Genomic DNA, 23008 nt, shown 5'->3' with positions numbered 1-23008 from the left:
TCAGATGCCGGACTCGGAGGTGCGCACGAGGATGCGACGGCACTCCTCGCAGCGCAGCACCTCGTCGTCGGCCGCAGCGGCGATGCGGTTGATGTCGACCTGGTTGAGCTCGAGCCGGCAACCCTCGCAGCGGCGCTGGTGCAGGGCCGCGGCCCCGACGCCGCCGCTGTTGGCGCGGATCTTCTCGTAGAGGGCGACGAGGTCCTCGCCGACACCGGGTACGACGTTGGCGCGGTTGGCGCTCACCTGGGCGGCCTCGGCGTCGAGGTCGGCCAGCGCCTTGTCGCGGGCGGCCTCCAGCGCGTCGACCTTGACCGTCAGCTCGGCGCGGGCGGTCTCGAGCTCGCGCACGCGCGCCTCGAGGGCCTCGGCCCGCTCCATGACCTCGAGCTCGACGTCCTCGAGCTCGCCCTGCCGGCGGGCCAGCGAGGCGACCTCGTGCTGGAGGGCCTGCAGGTCCTTGGCCGTGCCCTGCCCGGAGTCCAGCCGGGCCTGGTCACGGGCGGCGCGGTCACGCACGAGCTGCACGTCGGCCTCGGCCTTGGCCACCTCACGCTGCACGTCGCCGTGCGCGGTGCGGGCCCGGACGAGCTCGCTGTCCAGGGCGCCGGTCTGCACCTCCAGCGCGGCCAGCTCCTTCAGCTCCGGGAGCGTGGCCTTGCGGTGCGCGATCTGGTCGAGGCGCGTGTCCAGCGCCTGCAGGTCGAGCAGTCGCCACTGACGGCTGGTGTCGGCTTTCAGGACGTACCTCCGGGCGACTCGGCGCCGACCACGAAGTCCCAGGGGTCGGTGCGCAGTGTGGAAATGTGAACCTCCACCGTAGTGCCCCGCTCCCCGAGGGCGCGCAGCAACTCCTCGCGGGCGCTGCCCAGCCACAGGGACTCGGTGGCCCAGTGCCCCGCGTCGACGAGGTAGGGGGTGCCGCCGCGGGCCTCCTCGCGGGCCTCCAGCACGGGGTGGTGGCGCAGGTCGGCGGTGACGTAGACGTCGGCCCCGCTGGCACGCACCGCGTCGAACATGTCGTCGCCCGCGCCGCCGACGACCGCGACCCGGCGGACCCGGCCCTGCGCCGGACCGGCCACGCGGATGCCGCCAGGGGCGGCCGGGAGCGCCCCGGCCAGCCGCCGGGCGAAGTCCCCGAGGGACTCCTCGGCCGGCAGCTCGCCGACCCGGCCGAGGGCCTGGCCCTCGACCTGCGCCAGCGGGGTGAGGTCGTGCAGGCCGATCGCGGTCGCGAGGGCGTCGCAGACCCCGGGGGTGGCGACGTCGGCGTTGGTGTGCGCGACGTAGAGCGCGACGTCACCGACGACCAGGGCCGTGACGGTCGCACCCTTGGCGGTGGTGGTGGCGACGCTGTGCACCCCGCGCAGCAGCAGCGGGTGGTGCGTGACCAGCAGGTCGGCGCCGGCGTCCCGCGCCTCCTGGACCACCGCCAGCGTCGGGTCGACCGCAAGGTGGATGCGCCGCACCGGCTGCTCGGGGTCCCCGGTCACCAGGCCGACGCGGTCCCACGAGGCCGCGGTGGACGGCGGGTAGAGCCCGTCGAGGGCGTGGACGACCTCGGCGAGGGTCAGCTCCTGCATGTGGGCCCGGCCGGTCTCGAACCGACGACACCCGCGGTGTAAACGCGGTGCTCTACCAACTGAGCTACAGGCCCCACCCGGTCCGGCGCTAGGCCTGGACCAGGGTCTTGAGTGCGGCGTGGTAGCCGCTGAAGTCGCGCGCCTCGCCGACCTTGTTGACCAGGCTCCAGCGCACGATGCCGTCGGTGTCGATGAGGAAGGTCCCGCGCACCGCGAAGCCCCCCTGCTCCTCGAACACGCCGTAGGCCCGGGCGACCTCGCCGTGCGGCCAGTAGTCGGACAGGACCGGGAACTCGTAGCCCTGGGACTCCGCCCACGCCCGCTGCGTGAACATGTGGTCCACGGACACGGCCAGGACCTGGACGTGCTCGTTCTGGAAGGCCGCGATGTTGTCGCGGATCTCGCACAGCTCACCGGTGCAGATGCCGGAGAACGCGAACGGGTAGAAGACCAGCACGACGTTCCTGCTGCCGTGGAAGTCCTGGAGCGACACGACCTGGCCGTGCTGGTCCTTGAGGTGGAAGTCGGGTGCGCTCTCGCCGACAGCGGGGGGCACCGACACGACCGGGAAGGCGTGCACGTCCGAGGGGCTCATGGCGCCCAGTGTGCCAGCCGTCAGCGGCGCGCCGACTTCGGGGCGACCAGTCGCGTGCCGGCCCAGTCGGCGCAGGCGTTGACGGTCCCCGAGGTGTGTAGCCCCGCCGTGAGCGCGGCCTCCTCCACGTCGCTGGCGTCGACGTGCCCCTCACGCCCGGCCTTGGGGGTCATCAGCACGATGAACCCCCGGTCGGCCAGGTTGGTCAGCGCATCGACCAGGGCGTCGACGAGGTCCCCGTCCTCCTCGCGCCACCACAGCAGGACGGCGTCGGCGACGTCGGTCGACTCCTCGTCCTCGAGCTCGCCGCCGGTGACGGCCTCGATGGCGAGCCGCAGCTCGTCGTCGACGTCCTCGTCCCAGCCGAACTCCTGCACTCCTTGCCCCGAGACGAACCCCAGTTTTGCGACCGAGCCGTTCGTGGCCGCCGCTTCCGCGGTCGCACCCACCGTCATGTCCTCCTTGTTGACGTCCCCCGCCGAGCGGCGAACCGAGATGTTCTGTCCTGCGTAGTCCACTAGGTCAAGCAGAAACATGCAAGCAGTTCGTCCCGATCTGGTCAGGTCGGACCATCTGCGAGTCAGGTGGGGACCCCCTGCGGGAGGCGACGGCGCGGCATACAGTCAGGCCATGGTCGATCCAGAGGCGCAGCCGCAGATCCACCCACCGAAGACCTGGGCGACGGGGGTGCCGGCCATCGCCAGCTCCTTCAAGCAGGGTCTGGAGCAGATGGGGGCTGCGCGCACGGCGCGCACCTTCCTCAAGCTCAACCAGGACAAAGGTTTTGACTGCCCGTCGTGCGCGTGGCCGGACCCCGACCCGGAGGACCGGCACACGGCGGAGTTCTGCGAGAGCGGGGCCAAGGCCGTCGCCTGGGAGGCGACCACCCGCCGGGTCGACCGGGCGTTCTTCGCCCGTCACCCCATCGCGGCGCTGCACGCCCAGAGCGAGTGGTGGCTGGGCCAGCAGGGCCGGCTGACCGAGCCGATGTACAAGCCCGAGGGCGGCACCCACTACGAGCCGGTCTCCTGGGACGAGGCGAACGCGATCATCACCCGCCACCTGCGGGCGCTGCCCTCCCCCGACGACGCCGCGTTCTACACCAGCGGCCGCACCAGCAACGAGGCGGCGTTCCTGTACCAGCTCATGGTGCGCGCCTACGGCACCAACAACCTGCCCGACTGCTCGAACATGTGCCACGAGTCCTCCGGCCACGCCATGTCCGAGCAGATCGGGATCGGCAAGGGCGCCGTGACGCTCAACTCCCTGGAGCAGGCCGAGCTGATCGTCATCTGCGGGCAGAACCCGGGCACCAACGCCCCGCGCATGCTGACCCACCTGGAGAACGCCAAGAAGAACGGCGCCACCATCGTGGCGGTCAACCCGCTGCCCGAGGCCGCGCTGATCCGCTTCCGCAACCCGCAGAACGTCAAGGGCATCCTCGGGACCGGCACGGCCATGGCCGACGACTTCCTGCAGATCCGCCTCGGCGGCGACCACGCGCTGTTCCGGGCCATCGCCCACCTGCTGCTGCAGGCCGAGGACGCCAACCCCGGCTCGGTCGTCGACCACGACTTCGTGCAGGAACGCACGACGGGGTATGCCGCCTACAAGGCGTCCCTGGCCACGCTCGACTGGGAGCAGACCGAGCGGGCGACCGGCCTGGCGCGCGAGGACATCGAGTCCCTCGCCGAGCGGTTCATGGCCTCCCGGGCCACCGTCATCTGCTGGGCGATGGGCCTGACCCAGCACCAGCACGCGGTGGCCACCATCCAGGAGGTCACCAACGTCCTGCTGCTGCAGGGCAACATCGGCAAGCCGGGCGCCGGGCCGTGCCCGGTGCGGGGCCACTCCAACGTCCAGGGCGACCGGACCATGGGCATCTGGGAGCAGATGCCCCCGGAGTTCCTCGACAAGCTGGCCAAGGAGTTCGCGTTCGTGCCGCCGCGGGAGCACGGCCTCGACGCGGTCGGCGTCGTGCGCCGGCTGCGCGAGAAGTCGCTGCGGGTGTTCTTCGGCATGGGCGGCAACTTCGCCATGGCCACGCCGGACACGCCGGTGGTCCACGCGGGGCTGGCGGCGTGCGACCTGACCGTCCACGTCTCGACCAAGCTCAACCGCTCGCACACCGTGACCGGCCGCGAGGCGCTGATCCTGCCGGCACTGGGACGCACCGACCGCGACGAGACCCCGCGCGGGCTCCAGGCGGTCAGCGTCGAGGACTCCCAGAGCCAGGTCCACCTCTCGGCCGGCTCGCTGACGCCCCCGTCGGAGCACTGCCACAGCGAGGTGCGGATCGTCGCCGACCTGGCCCGCCAGCTGGTGCCGGACGTGGGCCAGATCCCGTGGGCGACCTTCGCCGAGGACAACGACGCGGTCCGTGACCGGATCGCCGACGTGGTCAAGGGGTTCGACGACTTCAACACCCGGGTCCGCGAGCCCGGCGGGTTCCTGCTGCCGCACAAGCCGCGGGACTCCCGCGAGTTCGACACGAAGGACGGCCGCGCGCAGCTCGTGGTCAACCCGGTGCAGGTGCTGGAGGTGCCCGAGGGCCGGCTGCTGCTGCAGACGATCCGCAGCCACGACCAGTTCAACACCACCGTCTACGGCCACGACGACCGCTACCGCGGCGTGCACGGCGGCCGGCGCGTGGTCCTGGTCAACCCGACGGACCTGCACCGGATGGGGCTGCACCAGGGCGACCTGGTCACCATCGTCAGCGAGTACGACGGCACCGAGCGGCGCGCCGAGCAGTTCCGGGTCATCGCCTACCCGACGGCGCCCGGCTGCGCGGCGGCGTACTACCCCGAGACGAACGTGCTCATGGCCACCGACCACGTGGCCGAGAAGAGCAACACGCCCGTGGCCAAGAGCCTGGTCATCCGCCTCGAGAAGGCCTGACCACCCGGGGGTCGCGCCCCCCGACCCGCGCACAACCCACCTCCCGCCGAGGTCGACGAAGCCCACCCCTCAGCCCAGCTGAGGGGTGGGTTTCGTCGACTTCGCGGGTCATGTCGCACCCGGCCTACGAATCCTGACGCAGGCGACCACCGTCGTTCGCCTCAGGCGCATCCCTCCCGGATGCGCAAGGCTCCCACTGCGCCGGCAGCTCGGCGTGGTCGATGGTGGGGAGGGACCGCTCATGACCTTCAGGATCCGACGGTCAGGCCTGCTCGGCGCGGGCACGTGCCTTGCGCTGGCACTCGCCGTGCCCGGCCCGGCGCAGGCGAACGGCTCGCGCCACACCGTGGAGGACGCACCCGCGTGGACCTCGCACGCGGTGGCCGCGGGCCGGACGCCCGCCACGGCCCGGCACACGTTCCGCGCCGTGCTGCCCCTGCGCGACCCGGCCGGGGCGGACGCCCTGGCCATGGCGGTCTCCGACCCGGCCAGCCCGGAGTATGGGCACTACCTCACGGCGGCACAGTGGCGGGCGCGCTTCGCCCCCGCGCCGTCGACGGTGGCCGCCGTCACCGGGTGGCTGCGCTCCAGCGGGTTCTCCGTCACCGACGACTCGGCCAACCACCGGTTCCTCTCGTTCACCGGGACCACGGCCCAGGTCGACCGCGCCTTCGAGACCGACCTGCGCGACTACAACCGCTCCGGCACACGGGTGACGGCGAACGCGACGCCGGTCTCCGTCCCGGCCGGCCTGTCGGGCATGGTGCTGGGGATCAGCGGCCTCGACTCCTCCGCGTTGATGACCCCGCGCCACGTCGGGGGGCCGCAGACGCACCGGACGGCCACCGCCGGCGCCGGGCCGGCGACGGTGCTGCCACCTCCGGACCCGGTGTTCCACAACGCCCCGCCGTGCTCGACGTGGTACGGCGAGAAGCCGGCCCCCTCGGTCCCGCAGATCCTCGCGGACCCGCTGACCTACGCCCCGTGCGGCTACACCCCGCCCCAGCTGCGCGGCGCCTACGGCGTCCAGGGTGCGGTGGACCAGGGCACCGACGGCAGCGGCGTGACCGTCGCCGTCGTCGACGCCTTCGCCTCGCAGTTCGTCGCCTCCGACGCCCAGACCTACGCCCAGCGGCACGACCCCGCGCACCCGTGGGCGAGCGGGCAGCTGCACCAGCTCGTCTCCAGCACCTTCACCAACATCGCCGTCTGCGGGGCGAGCGGCTGGTATGCCGAGGAGACCCTCGACATCGAGGCGGTCCACGTGGGCGCCCCGAAGTCCGACGTGCTGTACGTCGGCGCCACCAGCTGCGCCACCACGGACCTCAACGCGGCCGTCAACCTCGTGGTCGACCAGGGTCTCGCCGACGTGGTGACGAACTCCTACGGCTCGGTCGGGGAGCCCCCGAGCAAGGCGGACGTCGCGGCGCAGCACCAGACCTTCGTGCAGGCCGCCGGCCAGGGCATCAGCATGCTGTTCTCCTCCGGCGACAACGGTGACGAGGTCGCCAACACCGGCAGCCGTCAGGTCGACTACGAGGCCTCCGACCCGTTCGTCACAGCCGTCGGCGGCACCTCCCTGGCGGTCACCTCGACCAACGGGTACGGCTTCGAGCAGGGCTGGGGCACCGGGAAGTCGGTCCTCACGAGCGGCGCCTGGTCACCCTCCGCGCCGGCCTTCCTGTACGGCGGAGGTGGCGGGACCAGCCAGCTGTTCCGCCAGCCGGGATACCAGCGCAAGCTCGTGCCCACGTCGATCAGCGACTTCTTCGGCCAGGGCCCGCACCGTGCGGTCCCCGACCTGGCCCTCGTGGGCGACCCCAACACCGGCATGCTGGTCGGGCAGAGCCAGAGCTTCCCCGACGGGTCGATCCGCTATGACGAGTACCGCCTGGGCGGGACCAGCCTGTCCAGCCCCCTGTTCGCCGGGATCGCCGCCCTGGCCGACCAGCTGCGCGGCCGCCCGCTCGGCTTACTCAACCCCAAGCTGTACCGGGTCGGCGCGTCCTCGGCGTTCCGCGACGTCGACCACGGCCGGGCGGTCACGGACGGCGTCGTCCGGGTCGACTTCACCAACGGCTTCGACGCCTCCGGCGGCACGGTGACCAGCCTGCGCACGTTCAACCAGACCGGGACGATCTACACCCGGCCGGGCTACGACGACGTCACCGGGCTGGGCAGCCCCAACGGCTGGAGCTTCCTCGCGGCGCTCTCCAAGGGCGGGAAGCCTTGAGCCTCCAGCACTGAGCCTCGACCGCTGACCGGGCCAGACCGACCACGGGTCAGGGACTCAGACGTGGGTCACCGCGGTGACCACGAACGTCGTGCTCCCGCACGGGCTCACGAGGTCCGGACGCACGGTTCCGCGCACGCGGACCCGCGTCCCCACCGCGAGGCCCCGGGCGGGGTCGCCGGTGAGCGCGTAGCGCCGGTCGGGCACCTGGAGGATCACGCAGCCGGGTTTGACGCCCTCGATGACCTGTCCGGTCATCGTCGTCTCCCGGCCGGCTGACGGTGAGCTGGTGGACGTGGAGGGCGTGAACGGCGTGGTCGCGCCGGAGGAGGAGCCGGAGGGCGCACCGGTCGTGCCGGCGCTGCCGCAGGCCGCCAGGACGAGGACCAGCACTCCCCAGGCCCCGACCAGTCGCCACTTCCACAGGGGGCGCATCCGGAGAGAGGTCATACCTCTCTGACGAGGCACACGGGGTCGGCAGTTCCTCAGCCGGTGAAGAGCTTGGCGGCCTTGACCAGGGTCTGCCACAGCCCGTAGGCCAGCGGGGTGGCCACGACCAGCCAGGCGCCGACGACGGCGGCGACCGGGGTGCCCGGGTCCGGCTCGTGGGTGGCCCGGTGGGCCTGTGAGTCGATGCTCATGCGCTGACCTCCTCCAGGGTGCCGGCCTCGCCGGCCACGGACTCGTCGAAGTGGCGCCGGTCCACGTCGCGGACCAGCAGGTTGGCCACGAAGCCGACGGCCAGCACGCCCACCATGACGAACAGGGCCGGGCGGTAGGCGCCGGCGCTCAGGGTGCCCGGCTTGCCCGACGCGTCGAGGATGCCGTTGACGATGACCGGTCCGGCGACGCCCGCGGCCGACCAGGCGGTGAGCAGCCGGCCGTGCACCGCACCCACCTCGAGGGTGCCGAACAGGTCCTTGAGGTAGGCCGGCACGGTGGCGAAACCGCCGCCGTAGAAGGAGATGATGACCGCCGCCAGGCCGACGAACAGCGCCGTCGAGGAGGTGCCGAGCGTGGCCAGCAGGAGGTACATCACGATGCCGACACCGAGGTAGACCACGTAGATCCGCCGGCGCCCGGTCCAGTCGGAGGTGGAGGACCACACGAACCGCCCCGCCATGTTGGCCAGGCTGAGCAGCCCGACGAACCCGCCGGCGGCGGCCGCGGTCACCGAGGAGGTGCCGCCGGAGCGGAAGAAGTCCTGGATCATCGGGGCGGCCTGCTCGAGGATGCCGATGCCGGCGGTGACGTTGCAGAACAGCACCACCCACACCAGCCAGAACTGCGGCGTCCGGATCGCCTGCGCCGCCCGCACCTGGGCACCGCGGTGGCCGGGCACGTGCACCGCGCCCGCGTCGGCGTGGCCGCTGCCCGGTGGCACCCTCACCAGCGCGGCGCCGAAGAGCATGAGCACCAGGTAGGCCACCCCGAGGACGAGGAACGTCATGGCGAGGGCGTGCCCGTCGGCCACCGCGTCCTTGGCGGTCGGGTCGAAGCCCGCGTCGAAGTGCCCGAGCAGCGCGTTGGACAGCGGCGAGGCGATCAGCGCGCCGCCGCCGAAGCCCATGATCGCCATGCCGGTGGCCAGACCCGGCCGGTCGGGGAACCACTTGATCAGGGTCGAGACGGGCGAGATGTAGCCGATGCCCAGCCCGATCCCGCCGATGACGCCGTAGCCGAGGTAGAGCAGCCACAGCTGGCTGGTGGCGATGCCGAGGGACCCGACGAGGAACCCGGCGCTCCAGCACAGCGCTGCCACGACCATGGCCGCCCGCGGCCCGTGCCGTTCCACCCACGTCCCGCCGAAGGCCGCCGACAGCCCGAGCATGACGATGGCGATGGAGAAGATCGCCGCCACCGGTGTCTGCCCGGTGCCGAAGTGCGCCACCAGCGAAGTCTTGAAGACGCTGAACGCGTAGACCTGACCGATGGACAGGTGGACCGCGAGCGCCGCCGGCGGGATGAGCCAGCGGCTGAAGCCTGGGCGCGCGACGCTGCGCTCCCGATCGAGCACCGACATGGTCAGACCTCCCCTTGCCCCGTGGGCCGGACGGTACGCCGGGACGGGGTGGACCGCATGCCGAACGGCGCGGCATACAGTCGGCGCATGGGACGTGTCACCCGCCGCACCCCGGCCCACCGCATCGACCTCGGCGACCCGGAGGGGCCGCGCGTGGTCGCCCGCCCCGACACGGTCGCGGTCGAGGAGCCGCTGGAGGTCCGGGTCGGCGGCACCTCGCTGGCGGTGACGATGCGCACGCCCGGCGACGACTTCGACCTCGCGATCGGCTTCCTGCTCACCGAAGGGCTCATCGACGCGGCCTCCGACGTGCGCCACCTCATGCACTGCCTCGACGAGGGCGAGGACGGGCGCCCGACCTACAACGTGGTCGACGTGACCCTGGCCGAGGGCGTGCAGCCGCCGCCGGCCAGCGCGGCCCGTGACTTCTACACGACCAGCTCCTGCGGCATCTGCGGCAAGGCCAGCATCGACGCGATCACCACCAGGAGCCGGTATGCCGTGGCGCAGGACCCGCTGCGCCTCTCCCCCGACGTCGTGGCCGGCCTGCCCGCCGCGCTGCGCGCGCAGCAGAAGGTGTTCGACCGCACCGGCGGGCTGCACGCAGCGGGGCTGTTCACCGGGGAGGGCGAGCTGCTCGCGGTGCGCGAGGACGTGGGCCGGCACAACGCCGTCGACAAGGTGCTCGGGTGGGCCGCGCGCGAGGGGCTGTTGCCACTGGCCGGGCACGTGCTGGCCGTCAGCGGCCGGGCCAGCTTCGAGCTGACCCAGAAGGCGCTCATGGCCGGGGTGCCGGTCCTGGCGGCCGTCTCGGCGCCCTCGAGCCTGGCCGTCGAGCTGGCCACCGAGACCGGGATGACGCTGGTCGGCTTCGTGCGCGACCCCCGGATGACGGTCTACGCCGGGGCGGAGCGGCTGGGCCTTACTGCCGGGTAGGTGTCAAGGTCTCGGACCCGAATGTGACCAAGCCCGCGTTCGGGTGGAGGATGGGGTGTCACTGAGGGCCGCGCGCGGCCCCGACGGGGTCACCGTCGCCAGTGACGGACAGTGCGAGAAAGGACAAGGCGTGGTGGCACGCGAGGAAGCCGGACCGATCCTGAACGGCATCCCCAGTCAGCTCCCGGACATCGACCCCGAGGAGACGCAGGAGTGGCTCGAGTCGCTGGACGGGGTGATCGACGAGAGCGGGCGGACCCGTGCGCGCTACGTCATGCTCAAGCTCCTCGAGCGGGCGCGTGAGCGCCAGATCGGTGTCCCGTCGCTGACGGCGACCGACTACATCAACACGATCGCCCCCGAGGCCGAGCCGTGGTTCCCCGGTGACGAGGAGGTGGAGCGCCGCTACCGCGCGTTCCTGCGCTGGAACGCGGCGGTCATGGTGCACCGCGCGCAGCGCCCCGACATCGGCGTCGGCGGCCACATCTCGACCTACGCCTCGGCCGCGACGCTCTACGAGGTGGGCTTCAACCACTTCTTCCGCGGCAAGGACCACGAGGGTGGCGGCGACCAGGTCTTCATCCAGGGCCACGGCTCCCCCGGCATCTACGCCCGCGCCTTCCTCGAGGGCCGGCTCTCCGAGGAGCAGCTCGACGGCTTCCGCCAGGAGCACTCCCACCTCGTCGACGGCAAGCCGGTGGCGCTGCCGTCCTACCCGCACCCGCGCCTCATGCCGGACTTCTGGGAGTTCCCCACGGTGTCCATGGGCCTGGGCCCGATGAACGCGATCTACCAGGCGCAGTTCAACAAGTACCTGCACAACCGCGGCATCAAGGACACCAGCCAGCAGCACGTCTGGGCGTTCCTCGGCGACGGCGAGATGGACGAGCCCGAGTCGCGCGGCCTGCTCCAGGTCGCGGCCGGCGAGGAGCTGGACAACCTCACCTTCGTCATCAACTGCAACCTGCAGCGCCTCGACGGCCCGGTCCGCGGCAACGGCAAGATCATCCAGGAGCTCGAGGCGTTCTTCCGCGGCGCCGGCTGGAACGTCATCAAGGTCGTCTGGGGCCGCGAGTGGGACCCGCTGCTGGCGGCCGACCGCGACGGCGCCCTCGTGCACCTGATGAACACCACCCCCGACGGTGACTACCAGACCTACCGGGCCAACGACGGGGCGTTCATCCGCGAGCACTTCTTCGGCCGCGACCCGCGCACCCGCGCGATGGTCGACGGGATGACCGACCAGGACATCTGGAACCTCAAGCGCGGCGGCCACGACTACCGCAAGGTCTACGCGGCCTACAAGGCGGCCATGGAGCACAACGGCCAGCCGACGGTCATCCTGGCCAAGACCATCAAGGGCTACGGCCTGGGCACGCACTTCGCGGGCCGCAACGCCACGCACCAGATGAAGAAGCTGACCCTCGACGACCTCAAGGGCCTGCGCGACAGCCTGCGCATCCCGATCAGCGACGAGCAGCTCGAGGCCAACCCCTACCTCCCGCCGTACTACCACCCCGGCGAGGACGACCCGACGATCCAGTACCTGCGCGAGCGCCGCCAGAAGCTCGGCGGTGGCATCCCCACCCGCCGGGTGCAGCCCAAGGCGCTCAAGCTGCCGGAGCACACCGCCTACGAGGCGGTGAAGAAGGGCTCGGGCAAGCAGCAGATCGCCACGACGATGGCGTTCGTCCGCCTGCTCAAGGAGCTCATGCGCGACAAGGAGTTCGGCCGCCGCGTGGTGCCGATCATCCCCGACGAGGCGCGCACCTTCGGCATGGACTCGTTCTTCCCGACGGCCAAGATCTACAACCCGCACGGGCAGAACTACACCTCGGTCGACGCCGACCTGATGCTGGCCTACAAGGAGTCCCCGCAGGGCCAGATCCTGCACGTGGGCATCAACGAGGGCGGCTCGGTGGCGGCGTTCACCGCGGCGGGGTCGGCCTACGCCACCCACGGCGAGCCGATGGTCCCGGTCTACGTCTTCTACTCGATGTTCGGCTTCCAGCGGACCGCCGACTCGATCTGGGCGGCGGCCGACCAGATGGCCCGCGGCTTCCTCATCGGCGCCACCGCCGGCCGCACCACCCTCACCGGTGAGGGCCTGCAGCACGCTGACGGGCACAGCCCGCTGATCGCCTCGACCAACCCGGCGGTCGTCTCCTACGACCCGGCCTACGCCTACGAGATCGCCACGATCGTCGAGGACGGCCTGCGGCGCATGTACGGCGACACCCCCGAGGACGTCATCTACTACGTCACGGTCTACAACGAGCCCTACGTGCAGCCGGCCGAGCCGGAGGACGTCGACACCGAGGGCATCCTCAAGGGCATGTACCTCCTCAAGCCCGGCAACGCCGAGGGCGCCGAGCAGGGTCCGCGGGCCCAGCTGCTCGCCTCCGGCGTGGGTGTGCCGTGGGCCCTGGAGGCCCAGGAGCTGCTGCGCAACGACTGGGGCGTCGTGGCCGACGTCTGGTCGGTGACCTCGTGGAGCGAGCTGCGTCGCGACGGCATGGCCGCCGACGAGCAGTCGTTCCTGCACCCCGAGGCCGAGCAGCGCGTGCCCTACGTGACGCAGCGCCTGCAGGACGCGCCCGGCCCGGTCATCGCCGTGTCCGACTACATGCGCGCCGTGCAGGACCAGATCGCGCAGTGGGTGCCGGGTGACTTCGCCTCCCTCGGCGCCGACGGGTTCGGCTTCTCCGACACCCGCCCGGCGGCGCGGCGCTACTTCCACATCGACGGGCCGTCCCTCGCGGTGCGGACCCTGCAGATGCTGGCCCGGCGCGGCGAGGTCGACGCCTCCGTGGCGCGGGAGGCGGCCGAGCGCTACCGCCTTCTCGACATCACGGCCGGCACCTCCGGCAACGCCGGCGGAGACGCCTGACCGGACGGCATACCGGCCCGGACACCCCGGAGGGCGGCAGCGAGCGCCACGCTCGCTGCCGCCCTCCGGCGTCGCAGCCGGTACGCCGACCGGTCGCCTGCCGAGCTGAGGTCGCCTCGACGGACACCGTCGGCATCAGTCACGGCGCGGGGAAGGGTGCATCGGCCGGCGTCTGCGCACGCCAGGGGCTGCGCCACGAGGCCGGCTCCCAGCCGTCCATGATGTAGATCCGCTCGCGGGCGACCCTGTCGCCACGGAACTCCATGATGTTGACGACGAACTGCCACGGCGCGCCGTCGTAGCTGATGAGGTTCTCCACGACCACGAGGTCGTCGCGGTGGACGATCCTGCGGATGTGGAACTGCACCCCGTACGGCAACTGCTCGCGCCACACCTTGAAGTTCTCCACCCCCTCGAACCGCTCCCCCGACTGGGGGAACTCGAGCACGGCGTCGTCGTGGTAGATCTCGTGGGTGATGTCCTGGTCCGTGCCGGCGAACCCCCAGTGCCTGTGCAGCTCTGCCAGCAGGGTGGCCTCGTCCAGCATCGCGGCCTCCTTACTCCCAACGCCACGGTAGGCCCGGGGATCCGCAGCACCGACGCGCCGTTGGTCCCGCAGTCCGCGCCCATCCGCGCGGCCAGCTCGTAGGAGGCCGGCGGGTGCTCGGGCGGGCAGCCGGGCGCCCCGGAGGCCGCCACCCGCGGCGACGGGGACCTCTGCCCCTTGTGCACGGCATACAAATAGGCTGGTGGCATGGCCACCAAGGGCAGTCGGATGAGCGCCGCGACCCGGCGTCGCGTGGAGCGCAGCGCAGGGGCACTGTCCACCGGCGCGATCAAGCGGATGGAGGCCAACCTCGACTGGTACCGCGCGCTGTCCGCCGAGGACCGCTCGTGGGTGGGGCTGGTCGCCCAGGCCGGTATCGCCGCGTTCATCGCCTGGTGCCGGGACCCCTCGGCCCAGCCGCACATCACCGCCGACGTGTTCGGCACCGCCCCGCGGGAGCTGACCCGCTCGATCAGCCTGGGGCAGACCCTGGACCTCGTCCGCGCCGTGGTCGACGTCGTCGAGGACGACGTGGCCGACCTGGCCGCCCCGGGCGAGGAGCAGGCCCTGCGCGAGGCGGTACTGCGCTACTCCCGCGAGATCGCGTTCGCCGCGGCCCAGGTCTACGCCGAGGCGGCGGAGGCGCGCGGTGCGTGGGACGCCCGGCTGGAGTCGCTCGTGGTCGACGCCGTCCTGCGTGGCGAGGCGGACGACTCGATGCAGTCCCGGGCCGCGGCCCTGGGCTGGGGCTCGGTCAGCCATGTGGCGGTCGTGGCCGGGGCGACCCCCTCCGGTGACACCGCAGGGGTGGTCGACGGGTTGCGCCGGGCCGCGCGGCGCCTCGGCGTGGAGTGCCTCGCCGCAGTGCAGGGCCGGCGCCTCGTGGCGATCCTCGGCGGGGTGGAGGACCCGCTGGCGGTGGCCCGCGCGCTCGGCGGTCACTTCGCGGACGGACCGATCGTGGTCGGGCCATCGGTGCCGCACCTGTTCGCCGCCGGACGCTCGGCCCGCGCGGCGCTGTCCGGCCTGGGGGCGGCGCGCGCCTGGCCGGAGGCACCGCGCCCGGTGCTCGCCGACGACCTGCTGCCCGAGCGGGTGCTGGCCGGCGACGCCCCCGCACGCCGGATGCTGGTGGACCAGGTCTACCGGCCGCTGGCCGCCAGCGGCGCTGCGCTGTTCGAGACCGCCGCGGTCTACCTCGAGGGCGGGGGCGGGCTCGAGGCCACGGCGCGGGTGCTGTTCGTGCACCCCAACACCGTCCGCTACCGGCTGGGCCGGATCGCCACCGTCACGGGCTACGACCTGGCCCAGCCCCGAGAGGCCCACGTGGTGCGCATGGCGCTGGCGGTGGGCCGACTGGCCGAGCCGGCCCAGCGTCCCTGGCGCCGCGGCGTGCCAGGTCAGGAGCCGGTCATGCCCCCGTCACCGGACAGCAACCCCACCGGCACAGAGCTCGAAGCATTGTAGGAACCCTCCAAAACACGCCCGGTTACTTCGTGGCGTTCGGTCACGGCCTCCCCCGGAGGCAGCGGCAAGGCTGGAGCCGTGCTCGTCATCGTCTGCCCTGGACAGGGCTCCCAGACCCCCGGTTTCCTCGCGCCCTGGCTCGAGCTGCCCGGCTTCCGTGACCGCATGGCCTGGCTCTCGGCCGTCGCCGGCATGGACCTGGTCGCGCACGGCACCGAGTCCGACGCCGAGACCATCAAGGACACCGCGGTCGCGCAGCCGCTCATCGTCGGCGCCGGCCTGATCTCGCTGCTGGCACTCTTCGAGCACCCCGCCGACGGGCACCGCGCCGTCGCCGCCGGTGCCGGTCACTCGGTCGGTGAGATCACCGCCGCGGCCGCCGCCGGCGTCATGACCGCCGAGCAGGCCATGGTGTTCGTGCGCGAGCGCGGCCGGGCCATGGCCGCCGCCAGCGCCGTCACCCCGACCGGCATGAGCGCCGTCCTGGGCGGCGACCCCGAGGACGTGGCCGCGACCCTGGAGCGCCACGGCCTCACCGCGGCCAACAACAACGGCGGCGGCCAGCTCGTCGCCGCCGGCACCCTCGAGCAGCTCGAGGCGCTCAAGGCCGACCCGCCGGCCAAGGCCCGGGTCATCCCGCTGCAGGTCGCCGGCGCGTTCCACACCCACCACATGGCCCCCGCGGTCGACGTGCTCGCCGGCTACGCCCGCGCGATCTCCACGCACGACCCGCGCACCCGCCTGGTCTCCAACGCCGCCGGCGCCGTGGTCCACGACGGCCGCCAGGTGCTCAAGCGCCTCGTCAGCCAGGTGAGCAACCCGGTGCGCTGGGACCTGTGCATGGAGACGTTCAAGGACATCGGCGTGACCGGCCTGATCGAGATCCCGCCGGCCGGCACGCTGGCCAACCTGGCCAAGCGCGGGCTGCCGGGGGTCGAGGTGCTGGCGCTGAAGACGCCGGACGACCTCGAGGCCGCCCACCGGATGGTCCGCGAGCACGCCCAGCCCAGCGAGGTGGCCGACAACCCCACCTGGCGCCTGGTCATCGCCCCGGCCAAGGGCACCGTCACCTACACCGTCACCGAGGCCGGCACCACCGTGCCCGCCGGGTCCGTCGTCGCCACGGTCAACACTCTGCGCGACAGCTACTCCGTCACCGCACCTCACGGCGGACGGGTCATCGAGTGGCTCGTGGAGGACGGCGACCCCGTCTCCCCCGGTCAGCCGCTGCTGCGTCTGCACCCCACCGAAGCCTGAGCGACCCGGAGATGACCGAGATGACCCAGCCCACCCACCGCGGGACGCTGAACCCGCCCGCCGGCGCCAAGCACGCCCGCATCTGGGGCGTCGGCGGCTACCGCCCCGAGCGCGTGGTCACCAACGAGGAGGTCTGCACCTGGATCGACTCCTCCGACGAGTGGATCCGGGAGCGCTCCGGCATCGTCTCCCGGCGCTGGGCCGCCCCCGAGGAGTCGGTGGTCGACATGGCCGAGCAGGCCGCCCGCAAGGCGCTGGCCGCGGCGGGGATCAACCCCTCGCAGGTCGGGGCGGTGATCCTCGCGACCGTCACGCACCCCTACCAGACCCCGGCAGCGGCCCCCATCCTCGCCGACCGGCTCGGCGCCACCCCCGCGGCGGCGTTCGACATCTCAGCGGCCTGCGCCGGCTACTGCCACGGCATCTCCCTGGCCAACGACATGGTCCGCGGCGGCAGCGCCGAGTACGTCCTGGTCGTCGGCGTGGAGAAGCTGTCCGACTTCACCGACAAGCACGACCGCGGCACCGCGTTCATCTTCGGTGACGGCGCCGGCGCCGCGGTCGTCGGACCGTCGGACTTCCCCGGCATCGGCCCCACCGTCTGGGGCTCCGACGGCGCCCAGTGGGAGACCATCTCCCAGCGCGACCCGTGGACCAGCGTGCGCGACCACGACGTCGACTGGCCCGCCATCGGCATGGCCGGGCAGTCGGTCTTCCGCTGGGCGGTCTGGTCGATGGCCCCGGTGGCCCAGGCGGCGCTGGACAAGGCCGGCGTCAGCGCCGACGACCTCGACGCGTTCATCCCGCACCAGGCGAACATGCGGATCATCGACGCGATGATCAAGCAGCTCAAGCTGCCCGCCCACATCCCGGTGGCCCGCGACATCGCCGAGACCGGCAACACCTCGGCCGCCTCGATCCCGCTGGCCACCGAGCGGATGCTCGAGCAGGGCGAGGCGCCGCACGGCGGACTGGCCCTGCAGATCGGCTTCGGCGCAGGCCTGGTCTACGCCGCGCAGGTCGTGGTCCTGCCCTGATGACCCCCGCGGCCCGACGGGTAACTCGGGTCAGCCCGCACCACCCCGTCACATCCATCGAATCACCAAGGAGCTGAACCCCATGGCGCAGAGCGAGCAGGAGATCCTCGACGGCCTGGCCGAGATCGTCAACGAGGAGACCGGTCTGCCGACCGAGTCGGTCGAGCTCGACAAGTCCTTCACCGACGACCTCGACATCGACTCGCTGTCGATGATGACGATCGTCGTCAACGCCGAGGAGAAGTTCGGCGTGCGCATCCCGGACGACGAGGTCAAGAACCTCAAGACGGTGAAGGACGCCGTGTCCTTCATCGCCAGCGCCCAGGGCTGACCCACACCTGACCGCCCCGGTGCCCGCGTCCCGGCCACACCCCTGGCCGCGGACGCGGGCCCGGAGCCAGCCCCACGGCATACCCCACCCCACCGGCTGCCTCACCCAGACCAAGGAGCACAACTTCCGATGACCCCGAACCCCGAACGGCGCGTCGTTGTCACCGGGCTCGGCGCGACCACTCCCCTCGGCGGCACTGCCACCGAGACCTGGGACGCGATCCTCGCCGGGCGCTCGGGCGCGCGCACGATGCCCTACGACTGGGTGGCCCAGTACGAGCTGCCGGTGACCTTCGCGGCCACCATCAAGACCCCGCCGGAGGAGGTCCTGGCCAAGGTCGAGGTGCGCCGGCTGGACCCGTCCGCGCAGTACGCCCTGATCGCCTCCCGTGAGGCGTGGGCCGACGCCGGCTCCCCCGAGGTCGACCCGGAGCGTCTCGGCGTGGCCATGGGCTCGGGCATCGGTGGCGTGTGGACCCTCCTGTCCCAGTGGGACACGTTGAAGGAGAAGGGCCCCCGCCGGGTGTTCCCGCTCGCGGTCCCGATGCTGATGCCCAACGGTCCCGCGGCCGCGGTGTCGCTGGAGCTCGGCGCCCGCGCCGGCGCGCACACCCCGGTCAGCGCCTGCGCCTCCGGCGCCGAGGCCATGGGCTTCGCCCTCGAGATGATCCGCTCCGGCCGCGCCGACGTGGTCGTCGCCGGCGGCACCGAGGCGGCCGTCCACGCGCTGCCGATCGCCGGGTTCGCCGCCATGCAGGCCCTGTCGACCCGCAACGACGACCCCGAGCGCGCCTCGCGCCCCTACGACACCGGCCGCGACGGCTTCGTCCTCGGTGAGGGCGCCGGCGTGATCGTGCTCGAGAGCGAGGAGCACGCAAAGGCCCGCGGCGCCCGCATCTACGCCGAGCTCGGCTCGGTCGGGATGTCCGCCGACGCCCACCACATCGCCGCCCCGGAGCCCAACGGCGCCGGCGCCTCGCGCGCCATGCGCGAGGCGGTCGAGCGGGCGGGCCTGAGCCCCAAGGACATCGTCCACATCAACGCGCACGCCACCTCCACCCCGGTGGGCGACGTCGCGGAGTCCAACGCGATCCGCCGCGCCTTCGGCGACGACGCGGACGGTATGCCGGTCAGCGCCACCAAGTCGATGACCGGTCACCTCCTCGGCGCCGCCGGCGCCCTGGAGAACGTCCTGACCATCCTGGCGGTCCACCACCGCCTGGCGCCGGCGACGATCAACCTCGACGACTTCGACCCGGAGATCCAGCTCGACGTCATCCACGGCGAGCACCGCAAGCTGCCGCAGGGCGACATCGCGGCGCTGAACAACTCCTTCGGGTTCGGCGGCCACAACGTCGCCCTGACCGTGAAGAGCATCTGATGACCGCACGCATGCCGAGCGAGGCCGCCCAGGCGGCCGCCACCGCCACCCGGCCGAAGATCGACCGCGAGAACGACCCGCGCAACCCGCGCAAGCGGCTCGAGGCGTTCTTCGACCCGGGGACGCTGGAGCTGATCACCCCCGAGGACACCAGCGGCATGCTGGCCGGTGTCGGGCAGGTCCGCGGCACCAAGGTCGTCGCGTTCGCCTCCGACGCCACCATCCAGGGCGGCGCCATGGGCGTCGACGGCTGCAAGGTCATCCTCGTCGCCTACGAGCGGGCGCTGGTCGACGGCGTGCCGGTCGTCGGGCTGTGGCACTCCGGTGGCGCGCGCCTGGCCGAGGGCGTCGTCTCGCTGCACGCGGTCGGCGAGGTCTTCGCGATCATGACCCGCGCGTCGGGCAAGATCCCGCAGATCTCGATCGTCATCGGCGCCGCCGCCGGCGGCGCGGCCTACGGCCCGGCGCTGACCGACATCGTCATCCTCGGCCCGGACGGCCGCGTCTTCGTCACCGGCCCCGACGTGGTCCGCTCGGTCACCGGCGAGAACGTCGACGCGCTGCGCCTTGGCGGCCCGGAGCCGCACGGCCGCCGCTCGGGCGTCGTCCACGTGGTCACCTCCTCCACCGAGGAGGCGCTCGAGCGCGGCCGCCTCATGTGCGCGCTGCTCGGTGACCAGGGCAGGCTCGACGTGGCCTCGGTCGAGGACCGCGACCTGGCCGAGACGTTCCCGGAGTCGGCCAAGCGCGCCTACGACGTGCACCCGCTCGTGGCCAACGTGCTCGACCACGGCGAGGACAGCATCGAGCTGCATCCCAAGTGGGCGCCGAACATCACCACCACCCTGGGCCGCTTCGGTGGCCGCACCGTGGGTGTCATCGCCAACAACCCGATGCGCCTCGGTGGCTGCCTGGACTCGGCCTCGGCCGAGAAGGCCGCCCGCTTCGTGCGCATGTGCGACGCGTTCGGTGTGCCGCTGATCGTGCTGGTCGACGTGCCCGGCTACCTGCCCGGTGTCGGCCAGGAGTGGGACGGCGTCGTGCGCCGCGGCGCCAAGCTGCTGCACGCGTTCGGCGAGTCGGTGGTCCCCCGCGTCACCCTGGTGACCCGCAAGACCTATGGCGGCGCCTACATCGCGATGAACTCCCGCTCCCTCGGCGCGACCCGCGTCTTCGCCTGGCCGACTGCCGAGGTCGCCGTCATGGGCGCCGTCGCCGCAGTGCGCATCCTGCACCGCCGGCGGCTGGCCGAGGTGCCCGAGGAGGACCGCACCCAGGTCGAGAACGAGCTGGCCCTCGAGCACGAGAAGCTGGCCGGCGGCCTGCCGCGCGCGGTCGACATCGGCGTCATCGACGAGGTCGTCGAGCCGACGAAGACGCGCTCGGCCCTGGCCCGCGCGATCGCCGAGGCGCCGCAGCGCCGAGGCCACCACGGCAACATCCCGCTGTAACGCCGCGCCGTACAGACAGCCCGAAGGGTTGACCACCTCCTGGTGTGGTCAACCCTTCGGCGTCCGGGGGTCCTGGCCCCTCGACGTTGGCGTCAGCCGACAGGTCCGGGGGCACCTGGCTCCCCGATCCCGCCGGCTGACAAGCTCCCTCGTCTCACCCCACCTTGTGCAGCCAGCGCACCGGAGCACCGTCACCGGCATACCTGAACGGCTCGAGCTCCTCGTCCCAGGCGGCGCCAAGCAGCAGGTCGACCTCCTGGGCGAGCACCTCGGCGTTGCCCTTGCTGATGGCGATCGCGGTGCGCAGCCGGTCCTCGTTGACCACCGCGTCGCCGCTCGCGGAGGTCCACGCGTGGTGGATGCCCAGGCGTGGCGTGTGCGACCAGCGCGAGCCGTCGCAGCCGGGGCTCGGCTCCTCGGTCACCTCGTAGCGCAGGTTGTCCCAGCCGCGCAGGGCGCTGGCGATGCGCCCGCCGGTGCCGGCCTCGCCGGTCCAGGACAGCTCGGTGCGCAGGAGGCCGGGCCCGGCAGGCTGGCGGGTCCAGTCCAGGCTGACCCGCTGGCCGAGCACGCTCTCCAGAGCCCACGTGATGTGCGGGCACAGCGCAGAAGGGGTGGAGTGCACGAACACCACCCCGCGCGTCGTGGGACGCGACGTCACAACAGACATCCGGACCTCCTGTGTGCGAGGGACGTCTTCCCCAACGACCTCGTGCACGAAGAGAACCCGGCGGTATGCCGTGTGCCCGGGCGAGCCGGACGTTTCGCCATTGTGCCCCATGGGGCACAACCGCACCACCGAATCGTCCACGGACTCCGCCTAGGATCGCGCCATGCTGGTGCACCCCTGGGACGGTCCGGTCGACGAGCACGAGTGGCGGGAGGCCTTGCGCGTCCTCGACTTCGGCCAGCTCATCGCCCCGGGCGGGCCCGAACGTGAGCTGCCGGTGGTGGTCCCGACGCACTTCCTCTACGACGGTGACCGCACCATCGAGCTGCACCTGGCCCGGCCCAACCCGGTGTGGGCGGCCTTCGAGGAGCGCCCGCGAGCACTGCTGACCGTGGTGGGTGACTACGTCTACGTCCCGGCCGAGGTCAACGCCGGCGACGACCCCGCGCTCGGGGTGCCGACGAGCTACTACGCCAGCGTGCAGGCCGAGGTGGACGTGGAGGTGGTCGACGACCCGGCGGCCAAGGCGTCGATCCTCAACCGGCAGCTGGCGCACTTCGAGCCGGGGGGCTCGCCCCGGGTGCCGGTCGACGCGCTCGGGGCGGACCGACGAGTCCTCCCCGGCATCCGGGGCCTGAGGCTGACGGTCACCGGCGTGCGGGCGAAGTTCAAGTACGGCGGCAACAAGAGTGTCGAGCAGCGGCTCGAGATCGCCTCGGCCCTGGCGTCGCGGGGCGGGCCGATGGACGGCGCGGCCCGGCGCCGGCTGCTGGATCGGCTGCCCGGCGACGCTGTTGGCCCCACCGGCGGCGCCGTTGGGCCGGGCGGCGCGGTGGACGTGGCGTCGCCCGGGGTGCCGACGGGCGGGGGCACCCCGGGCGACGCGACCGGCTAGTTCGTGCCGGACGTGGTGCCGGTCCCGCCGGAACCGCTGCCAGCGTCGCTCCCACCAGAACCGTTGCCGCCGGCGCCGGCCGGGGGCATCCCGCGGCCCGGGCCGCCGGCGCCCTGGACCTCCACGGAGGTCACGGCGAAGTCCTTGCCGACGTGCACCGTCATGTGCGTGCCGTCGGGGCGGACCATGTGCGCCGCGTAGACGCCCTCGGCGTCGGTCTCGACCCGCTCGATGGTGGCCTTGGGCTCCTTGGCCCGCGCCTCCGCCGTCACCTTGTCCTTGGTCGTCCCGGTGAGCAGCTTCTCGCCGGGGTGGGTGGCCTGGTGCGGGTCCGGCGCCTGAGCGCCCGTGGGCGCCTGAGCGCCCGTGGGCGGCTGGCCGCCCGTCGGCGGCTGGCCGTCGCCGGGCTGACCCGAGGGGGCCTGGCCGTAGCCGCCCTGCGGCGGTGCGGCATACCCGTTGGTGGTGGTGGTCTGCGCGGTGGCCAGGGCGGCGACGCCGATGACGAGGTTGCTGGGCTTCTTCATGGTGGGCTCCTCCGTGCGGGGACGTGCTGTCGTGGACCACCGTCGGCGCCGGGAATGTGGCCGCCCCGTCGCGATCTGATGACGAGGCTGTGAGACGCCCGCGATAGGCTCCGCAACGCCCGAGCCGGTATGCCGTGCCAGCCGCGTGCCGGGCCCGGGGCAGTAGCTCAGTCGGTCAGAGCAGCGGACTCATAATCCGTCGGTCGTCGGTTCAAGCCCGACCTGCCCCACCACACGTTTCGGCAGGTCAACGAGTTCCATCTCGCTCGGGCATCGCCCGCTCCG

At 72.5% G+C, this 23008-nt stretch carries 21 protein-coding genes and 2 tRNA genes; 12 read left to right on the top strand and 11 right to left on the bottom strand.

Annotated features, from left to right (window positions below):
* The 5 genes from FB474_RS06330 to FB474_RS06310 form a co-directional block, all read right to left on the bottom strand.
* Window positions 1–741, bottom strand: a complete 741-nt coding sequence (locus FB474_RS06330) for a zinc ribbon domain-containing protein (protein ID WP_141789846.1) — start codon at window positions 739–741, stop codon at window positions 1–3.
* Window positions 738–1583, bottom strand: a complete 846-nt coding sequence (locus FB474_RS06325) for a Nif3-like dinuclear metal center hexameric protein (protein ID WP_141787869.1) — start codon at window positions 1581–1583, stop codon at window positions 738–740. Before FB474_RS06325 ends, FB474_RS06330 begins: the two co-directional genes overlap by 4 nt.
* Window position 1584: 1 nt before the next feature.
* A tRNA-Val gene (locus FB474_RS06320) sits at window positions 1585–1657 on the bottom strand.
* Window positions 1658–1671: 14 nt separating this feature from the next.
* The gene (locus FB474_RS06315; RefSeq protein ID WP_141787868.1) at window positions 1672–2178 is read right to left on the bottom strand and encodes a peroxiredoxin; all 507 of its coding nucleotides are present in this window, start codon (window positions 2176–2178) and stop codon (window positions 1672–1674) included.
* A 20-nt stretch (window positions 2179–2198) separates the two neighbouring features.
* On the bottom strand, window positions 2199–2696 hold the full coding sequence (locus tag FB474_RS06310) for a DUF3052 domain-containing protein (protein WP_425465303.1): 498 nt from the start codon (window positions 2694–2696) through the stop codon (window positions 2199–2201).
* 112 nt (window positions 2697–2808) lie between these two features.
* Here FB474_RS06310 and FB474_RS06305 point away from each other — a divergent pair, with 112 nt between their 5' ends.
* Both FB474_RS06305 and FB474_RS06300 read left to right on the top strand, forming a co-directional pair.
* Window positions 2809–5079, top strand: coding sequence for an FdhF/YdeP family oxidoreductase (locus FB474_RS06305; RefSeq protein ID WP_141787867.1), 2271 nt, complete (start codon window positions 2809–2811; stop codon window positions 5077–5079).
* A gap of 241 nt (window positions 5080–5320) precedes the next feature.
* Complete coding sequence (locus tag FB474_RS06300; protein ID WP_141787866.1) at window positions 5321–7312, top strand: S53 family peptidase; 1992 nt, start codon at window positions 5321–5323, stop codon at window positions 7310–7312.
* A gap of 57 nt (window positions 7313–7369) precedes the next feature.
* Here FB474_RS06300 and FB474_RS06295 read toward each other — a convergent pair whose 3' ends face one another.
* From FB474_RS06295 to FB474_RS06290, 3 genes are read right to left on the bottom strand one after another with little or no spacing between them, the layout of a single operon-like run.
* Complete coding sequence (locus FB474_RS06295) at window positions 7370–7762, bottom strand: hypothetical protein (protein ID WP_141787865.1); 393 nt, start codon at window positions 7760–7762, stop codon at window positions 7370–7372.
* A gap of 35 nt (window positions 7763–7797) precedes the next feature.
* Window positions 7798–7953 carry an MFS transporter small subunit gene (locus FB474_RS20670; RefSeq protein ID WP_185746065.1) on the bottom strand — a complete coding sequence of 52 codons (156 nt, stop codon included), beginning with the start codon at window positions 7951–7953 and terminating at the stop codon, window positions 7798–7800.
* Window positions 7950–9335 carry an OFA family MFS transporter gene (locus tag FB474_RS06290; protein WP_141787864.1) on the bottom strand — a complete coding sequence of 462 codons (1386 nt, stop codon included), beginning with the start codon at window positions 9333–9335 and terminating at the stop codon, window positions 7950–7952. Before FB474_RS06290 ends, FB474_RS20670 begins: the two co-directional genes overlap by 4 nt.
* An 87-nt stretch (window positions 9336–9422) precedes the next feature.
* Between FB474_RS06290 and fdhD the strand changes: the two genes are divergently transcribed.
* Both fdhD and aceE read left to right on the top strand, forming a co-directional pair.
* The gene (fdhD, locus tag FB474_RS06285; RefSeq protein WP_141787863.1) at window positions 9423–10271 is read left to right on the top strand and encodes a formate dehydrogenase accessory sulfurtransferase FdhD; all 849 of its coding nucleotides are present in this window, start codon (window positions 9423–9425) and stop codon (window positions 10269–10271) included.
* Window positions 10272–10401: 130 nt separating this feature from the next.
* Window positions 10402–13161, top strand: a complete 2760-nt coding sequence (gene aceE, locus FB474_RS06280; RefSeq protein ID WP_425465302.1) for a pyruvate dehydrogenase (acetyl-transferring), homodimeric type — start codon at window positions 10402–10404, stop codon at window positions 13159–13161.
* 139 nt (window positions 13162–13300) lie between these two features.
* On the opposite strand, the gene FB474_RS06275 is transcribed toward aceE, so the two are convergent.
* Window positions 13301–13708, bottom strand: coding sequence for a nuclear transport factor 2 family protein (locus FB474_RS06275; RefSeq protein ID WP_141787862.1), 408 nt, complete (start codon window positions 13706–13708; stop codon window positions 13301–13303).
* 207 nt (window positions 13709–13915) lie between these two features.
* Between FB474_RS06275 and FB474_RS06270 the strand changes: the two genes are divergently transcribed.
* From FB474_RS06270 to FB474_RS06245, 6 genes are all read left to right on the top strand, one after another.
* Window positions 13916–15175, top strand: a complete 1260-nt coding sequence (locus FB474_RS06270; protein WP_141787861.1) for a PucR family transcriptional regulator — start codon at window positions 13916–13918, stop codon at window positions 15173–15175.
* A gap of 78 nt (window positions 15176–15253) precedes the next feature.
* Window positions 15254–16432, top strand: coding sequence for an acyltransferase domain-containing protein (locus tag FB474_RS06265; RefSeq protein ID WP_141787860.1), 1179 nt, complete (start codon window positions 15254–15256; stop codon window positions 16430–16432).
* Window positions 16433–16452: 20 nt separating this feature from the next.
* Complete coding sequence (locus FB474_RS06260) at window positions 16453–17469, top strand: beta-ketoacyl-ACP synthase III (protein ID WP_221632591.1); 1017 nt, start codon at window positions 16453–16455, stop codon at window positions 17467–17469.
* An 82-nt stretch (window positions 17470–17551) separates the two neighbouring features.
* Window positions 17552–17800, top strand: coding sequence for an acyl carrier protein (locus FB474_RS06255; protein ID WP_141787858.1), 249 nt, complete (start codon window positions 17552–17554; stop codon window positions 17798–17800).
* Window positions 17801–17929: 129 nt separating this feature from the next.
* Complete coding sequence (fabF, locus tag FB474_RS06250) at window positions 17930–19180, top strand: beta-ketoacyl-ACP synthase II (protein ID WP_141787857.1); 1251 nt, start codon at window positions 17930–17932, stop codon at window positions 19178–19180.
* Window positions 19180–20631 (top strand): acyl-CoA carboxylase subunit beta, encoded by a 1452-nt coding sequence (locus FB474_RS06245; RefSeq protein WP_141787856.1) that lies wholly within the window; start codon window positions 19180–19182, stop codon window positions 20629–20631. The genes fabF and FB474_RS06245 overlap by 1 nt, the downstream gene beginning before the upstream one ends.
* A 154-nt stretch (window positions 20632–20785) precedes the next feature.
* Here FB474_RS06245 and FB474_RS06240 read toward each other — a convergent pair whose 3' ends face one another.
* Window positions 20786–21301, bottom strand: coding sequence for a DUF3145 domain-containing protein (locus tag FB474_RS06240; protein WP_141787855.1), 516 nt, complete (start codon window positions 21299–21301; stop codon window positions 20786–20788).
* Window positions 21302–21464: 163 nt separating this feature from the next.
* Here FB474_RS06240 and FB474_RS06235 point away from each other — a divergent pair, with 163 nt between their 5' ends.
* Window positions 21465–22196, top strand: a complete 732-nt coding sequence (locus tag FB474_RS06235) for an FMN-binding negative transcriptional regulator (protein WP_141787854.1) — start codon at window positions 21465–21467, stop codon at window positions 22194–22196.
* Here FB474_RS06235 and FB474_RS06230 read toward each other — a convergent pair.
* Window positions 22193–22723 (bottom strand): hypothetical protein, encoded by a 531-nt coding sequence (locus tag FB474_RS06230; protein WP_141787853.1) that lies wholly within the window; start codon window positions 22721–22723, stop codon window positions 22193–22195. The genes FB474_RS06235 and FB474_RS06230 overlap by 4 nt on opposite strands.
* A 156-nt stretch (window positions 22724–22879) precedes the next feature.
* On the opposite strand from FB474_RS06230, the gene FB474_RS06225 reads away from it, so the two are divergent.
* Window positions 22880–22956: transfer RNA gene (locus FB474_RS06225), tRNA-Ile, on the top strand.
* Window positions 22957–23008: the final 52 nt, after the last annotated feature.

Source organism: Oryzihumus leptocrescens (assembly GCF_006716205.1).
GTDB classification, from domain to species: domain Bacteria; phylum Actinomycetota; class Actinomycetes; order Actinomycetales; family Dermatophilaceae; genus Oryzihumus; species Oryzihumus leptocrescens.
This window is presented reverse-complemented; position numbering and strand designations above follow the sequence as displayed.

Bases quoted from the DNA above. Each gene is read 5' to 3' on its own strand.
- FB474_RS06255 (WP_141787858.1), top strand. From the start codon at position 17,552: ATGGCGCAGAGCGAGCAGGAGATCCTCGACGGCCTGGCCGAGATCGTC.
- fabF (WP_141787857.1), top strand. From the start codon at position 17,930: ATGACCCCGAACCCCGAACGGCGCGTCGTTGTCACCGGGCTCGGCGCG.
- FB474_RS06300 (WP_141787866.1), top strand. From the start codon at position 5,321: ATGACCTTCAGGATCCGACGGTCAGGCCTGCTCGGCGCGGGCACGTGC.
- FB474_RS06270 (WP_141787861.1), top strand. From the start codon at position 13,916: ATGGCCACCAAGGGCAGTCGGATGAGCGCCGCGACCCGGCGTCGCGTG.
- FB474_RS06240 (WP_141787855.1), bottom strand. From the start codon at position 21,301: ATGTCTGTTGTGACGTCGCGTCCCACGACGCGCGGGGTGGTGTTCGTG.
- FB474_RS06290 (WP_141787864.1), bottom strand. From the start codon at position 9,335: ATGTCGGTGCTCGATCGGGAGCGCAGCGTCGCGCGCCCAGGCTTCAGC.
- FB474_RS06245 (WP_141787856.1), top strand. From the start codon at position 19,180: ATGACCGCACGCATGCCGAGCGAGGCCGCCCAGGCGGCCGCCACCGCC.
- FB474_RS06275 (WP_141787862.1), bottom strand. From the start codon at position 13,708: ATGCTGGACGAGGCCACCCTGCTGGCAGAGCTGCACAGGCACTGGGGG.
- fdhD (WP_141787863.1), top strand. From the start codon at position 9,423: ATGGGACGTGTCACCCGCCGCACCCCGGCCCACCGCATCGACCTCGGC.
- FB474_RS06295 (WP_141787865.1), bottom strand. From the start codon at position 7,762: ATGACCTCTCTCCGGATGCGCCCCCTGTGGAAGTGGCGACTGGTCGGG.
- FB474_RS20670 (WP_185746065.1), bottom strand. From the start codon at position 7,953: ATGAGCATCGACTCACAGGCCCACCGGGCCACCCACGAGCCGGACCCG.
- FB474_RS06235 (WP_141787854.1), top strand. From the start codon at position 21,465: ATGCTGGTGCACCCCTGGGACGGTCCGGTCGACGAGCACGAGTGGCGG.
- FB474_RS06325 (WP_141787869.1), bottom strand. From the start codon at position 1,583: ATGCAGGAGCTGACCCTCGCCGAGGTCGTCCACGCCCTCGACGGGCTC.
- FB474_RS06230 (WP_141787853.1), bottom strand. From the start codon at position 22,723: ATGAAGAAGCCCAGCAACCTCGTCATCGGCGTCGCCGCCCTGGCCACC.
- FB474_RS06305 (WP_141787867.1), top strand. From the start codon at position 2,809: ATGGTCGATCCAGAGGCGCAGCCGCAGATCCACCCACCGAAGACCTGG.
- FB474_RS06315 (WP_141787868.1), bottom strand. From the start codon at position 2,178: ATGAGCCCCTCGGACGTGCACGCCTTCCCGGTCGTGTCGGTGCCCCCC.
- FB474_RS06260 (WP_221632591.1), top strand. From the start codon at position 16,453: ATGACCCAGCCCACCCACCGCGGGACGCTGAACCCGCCCGCCGGCGCC.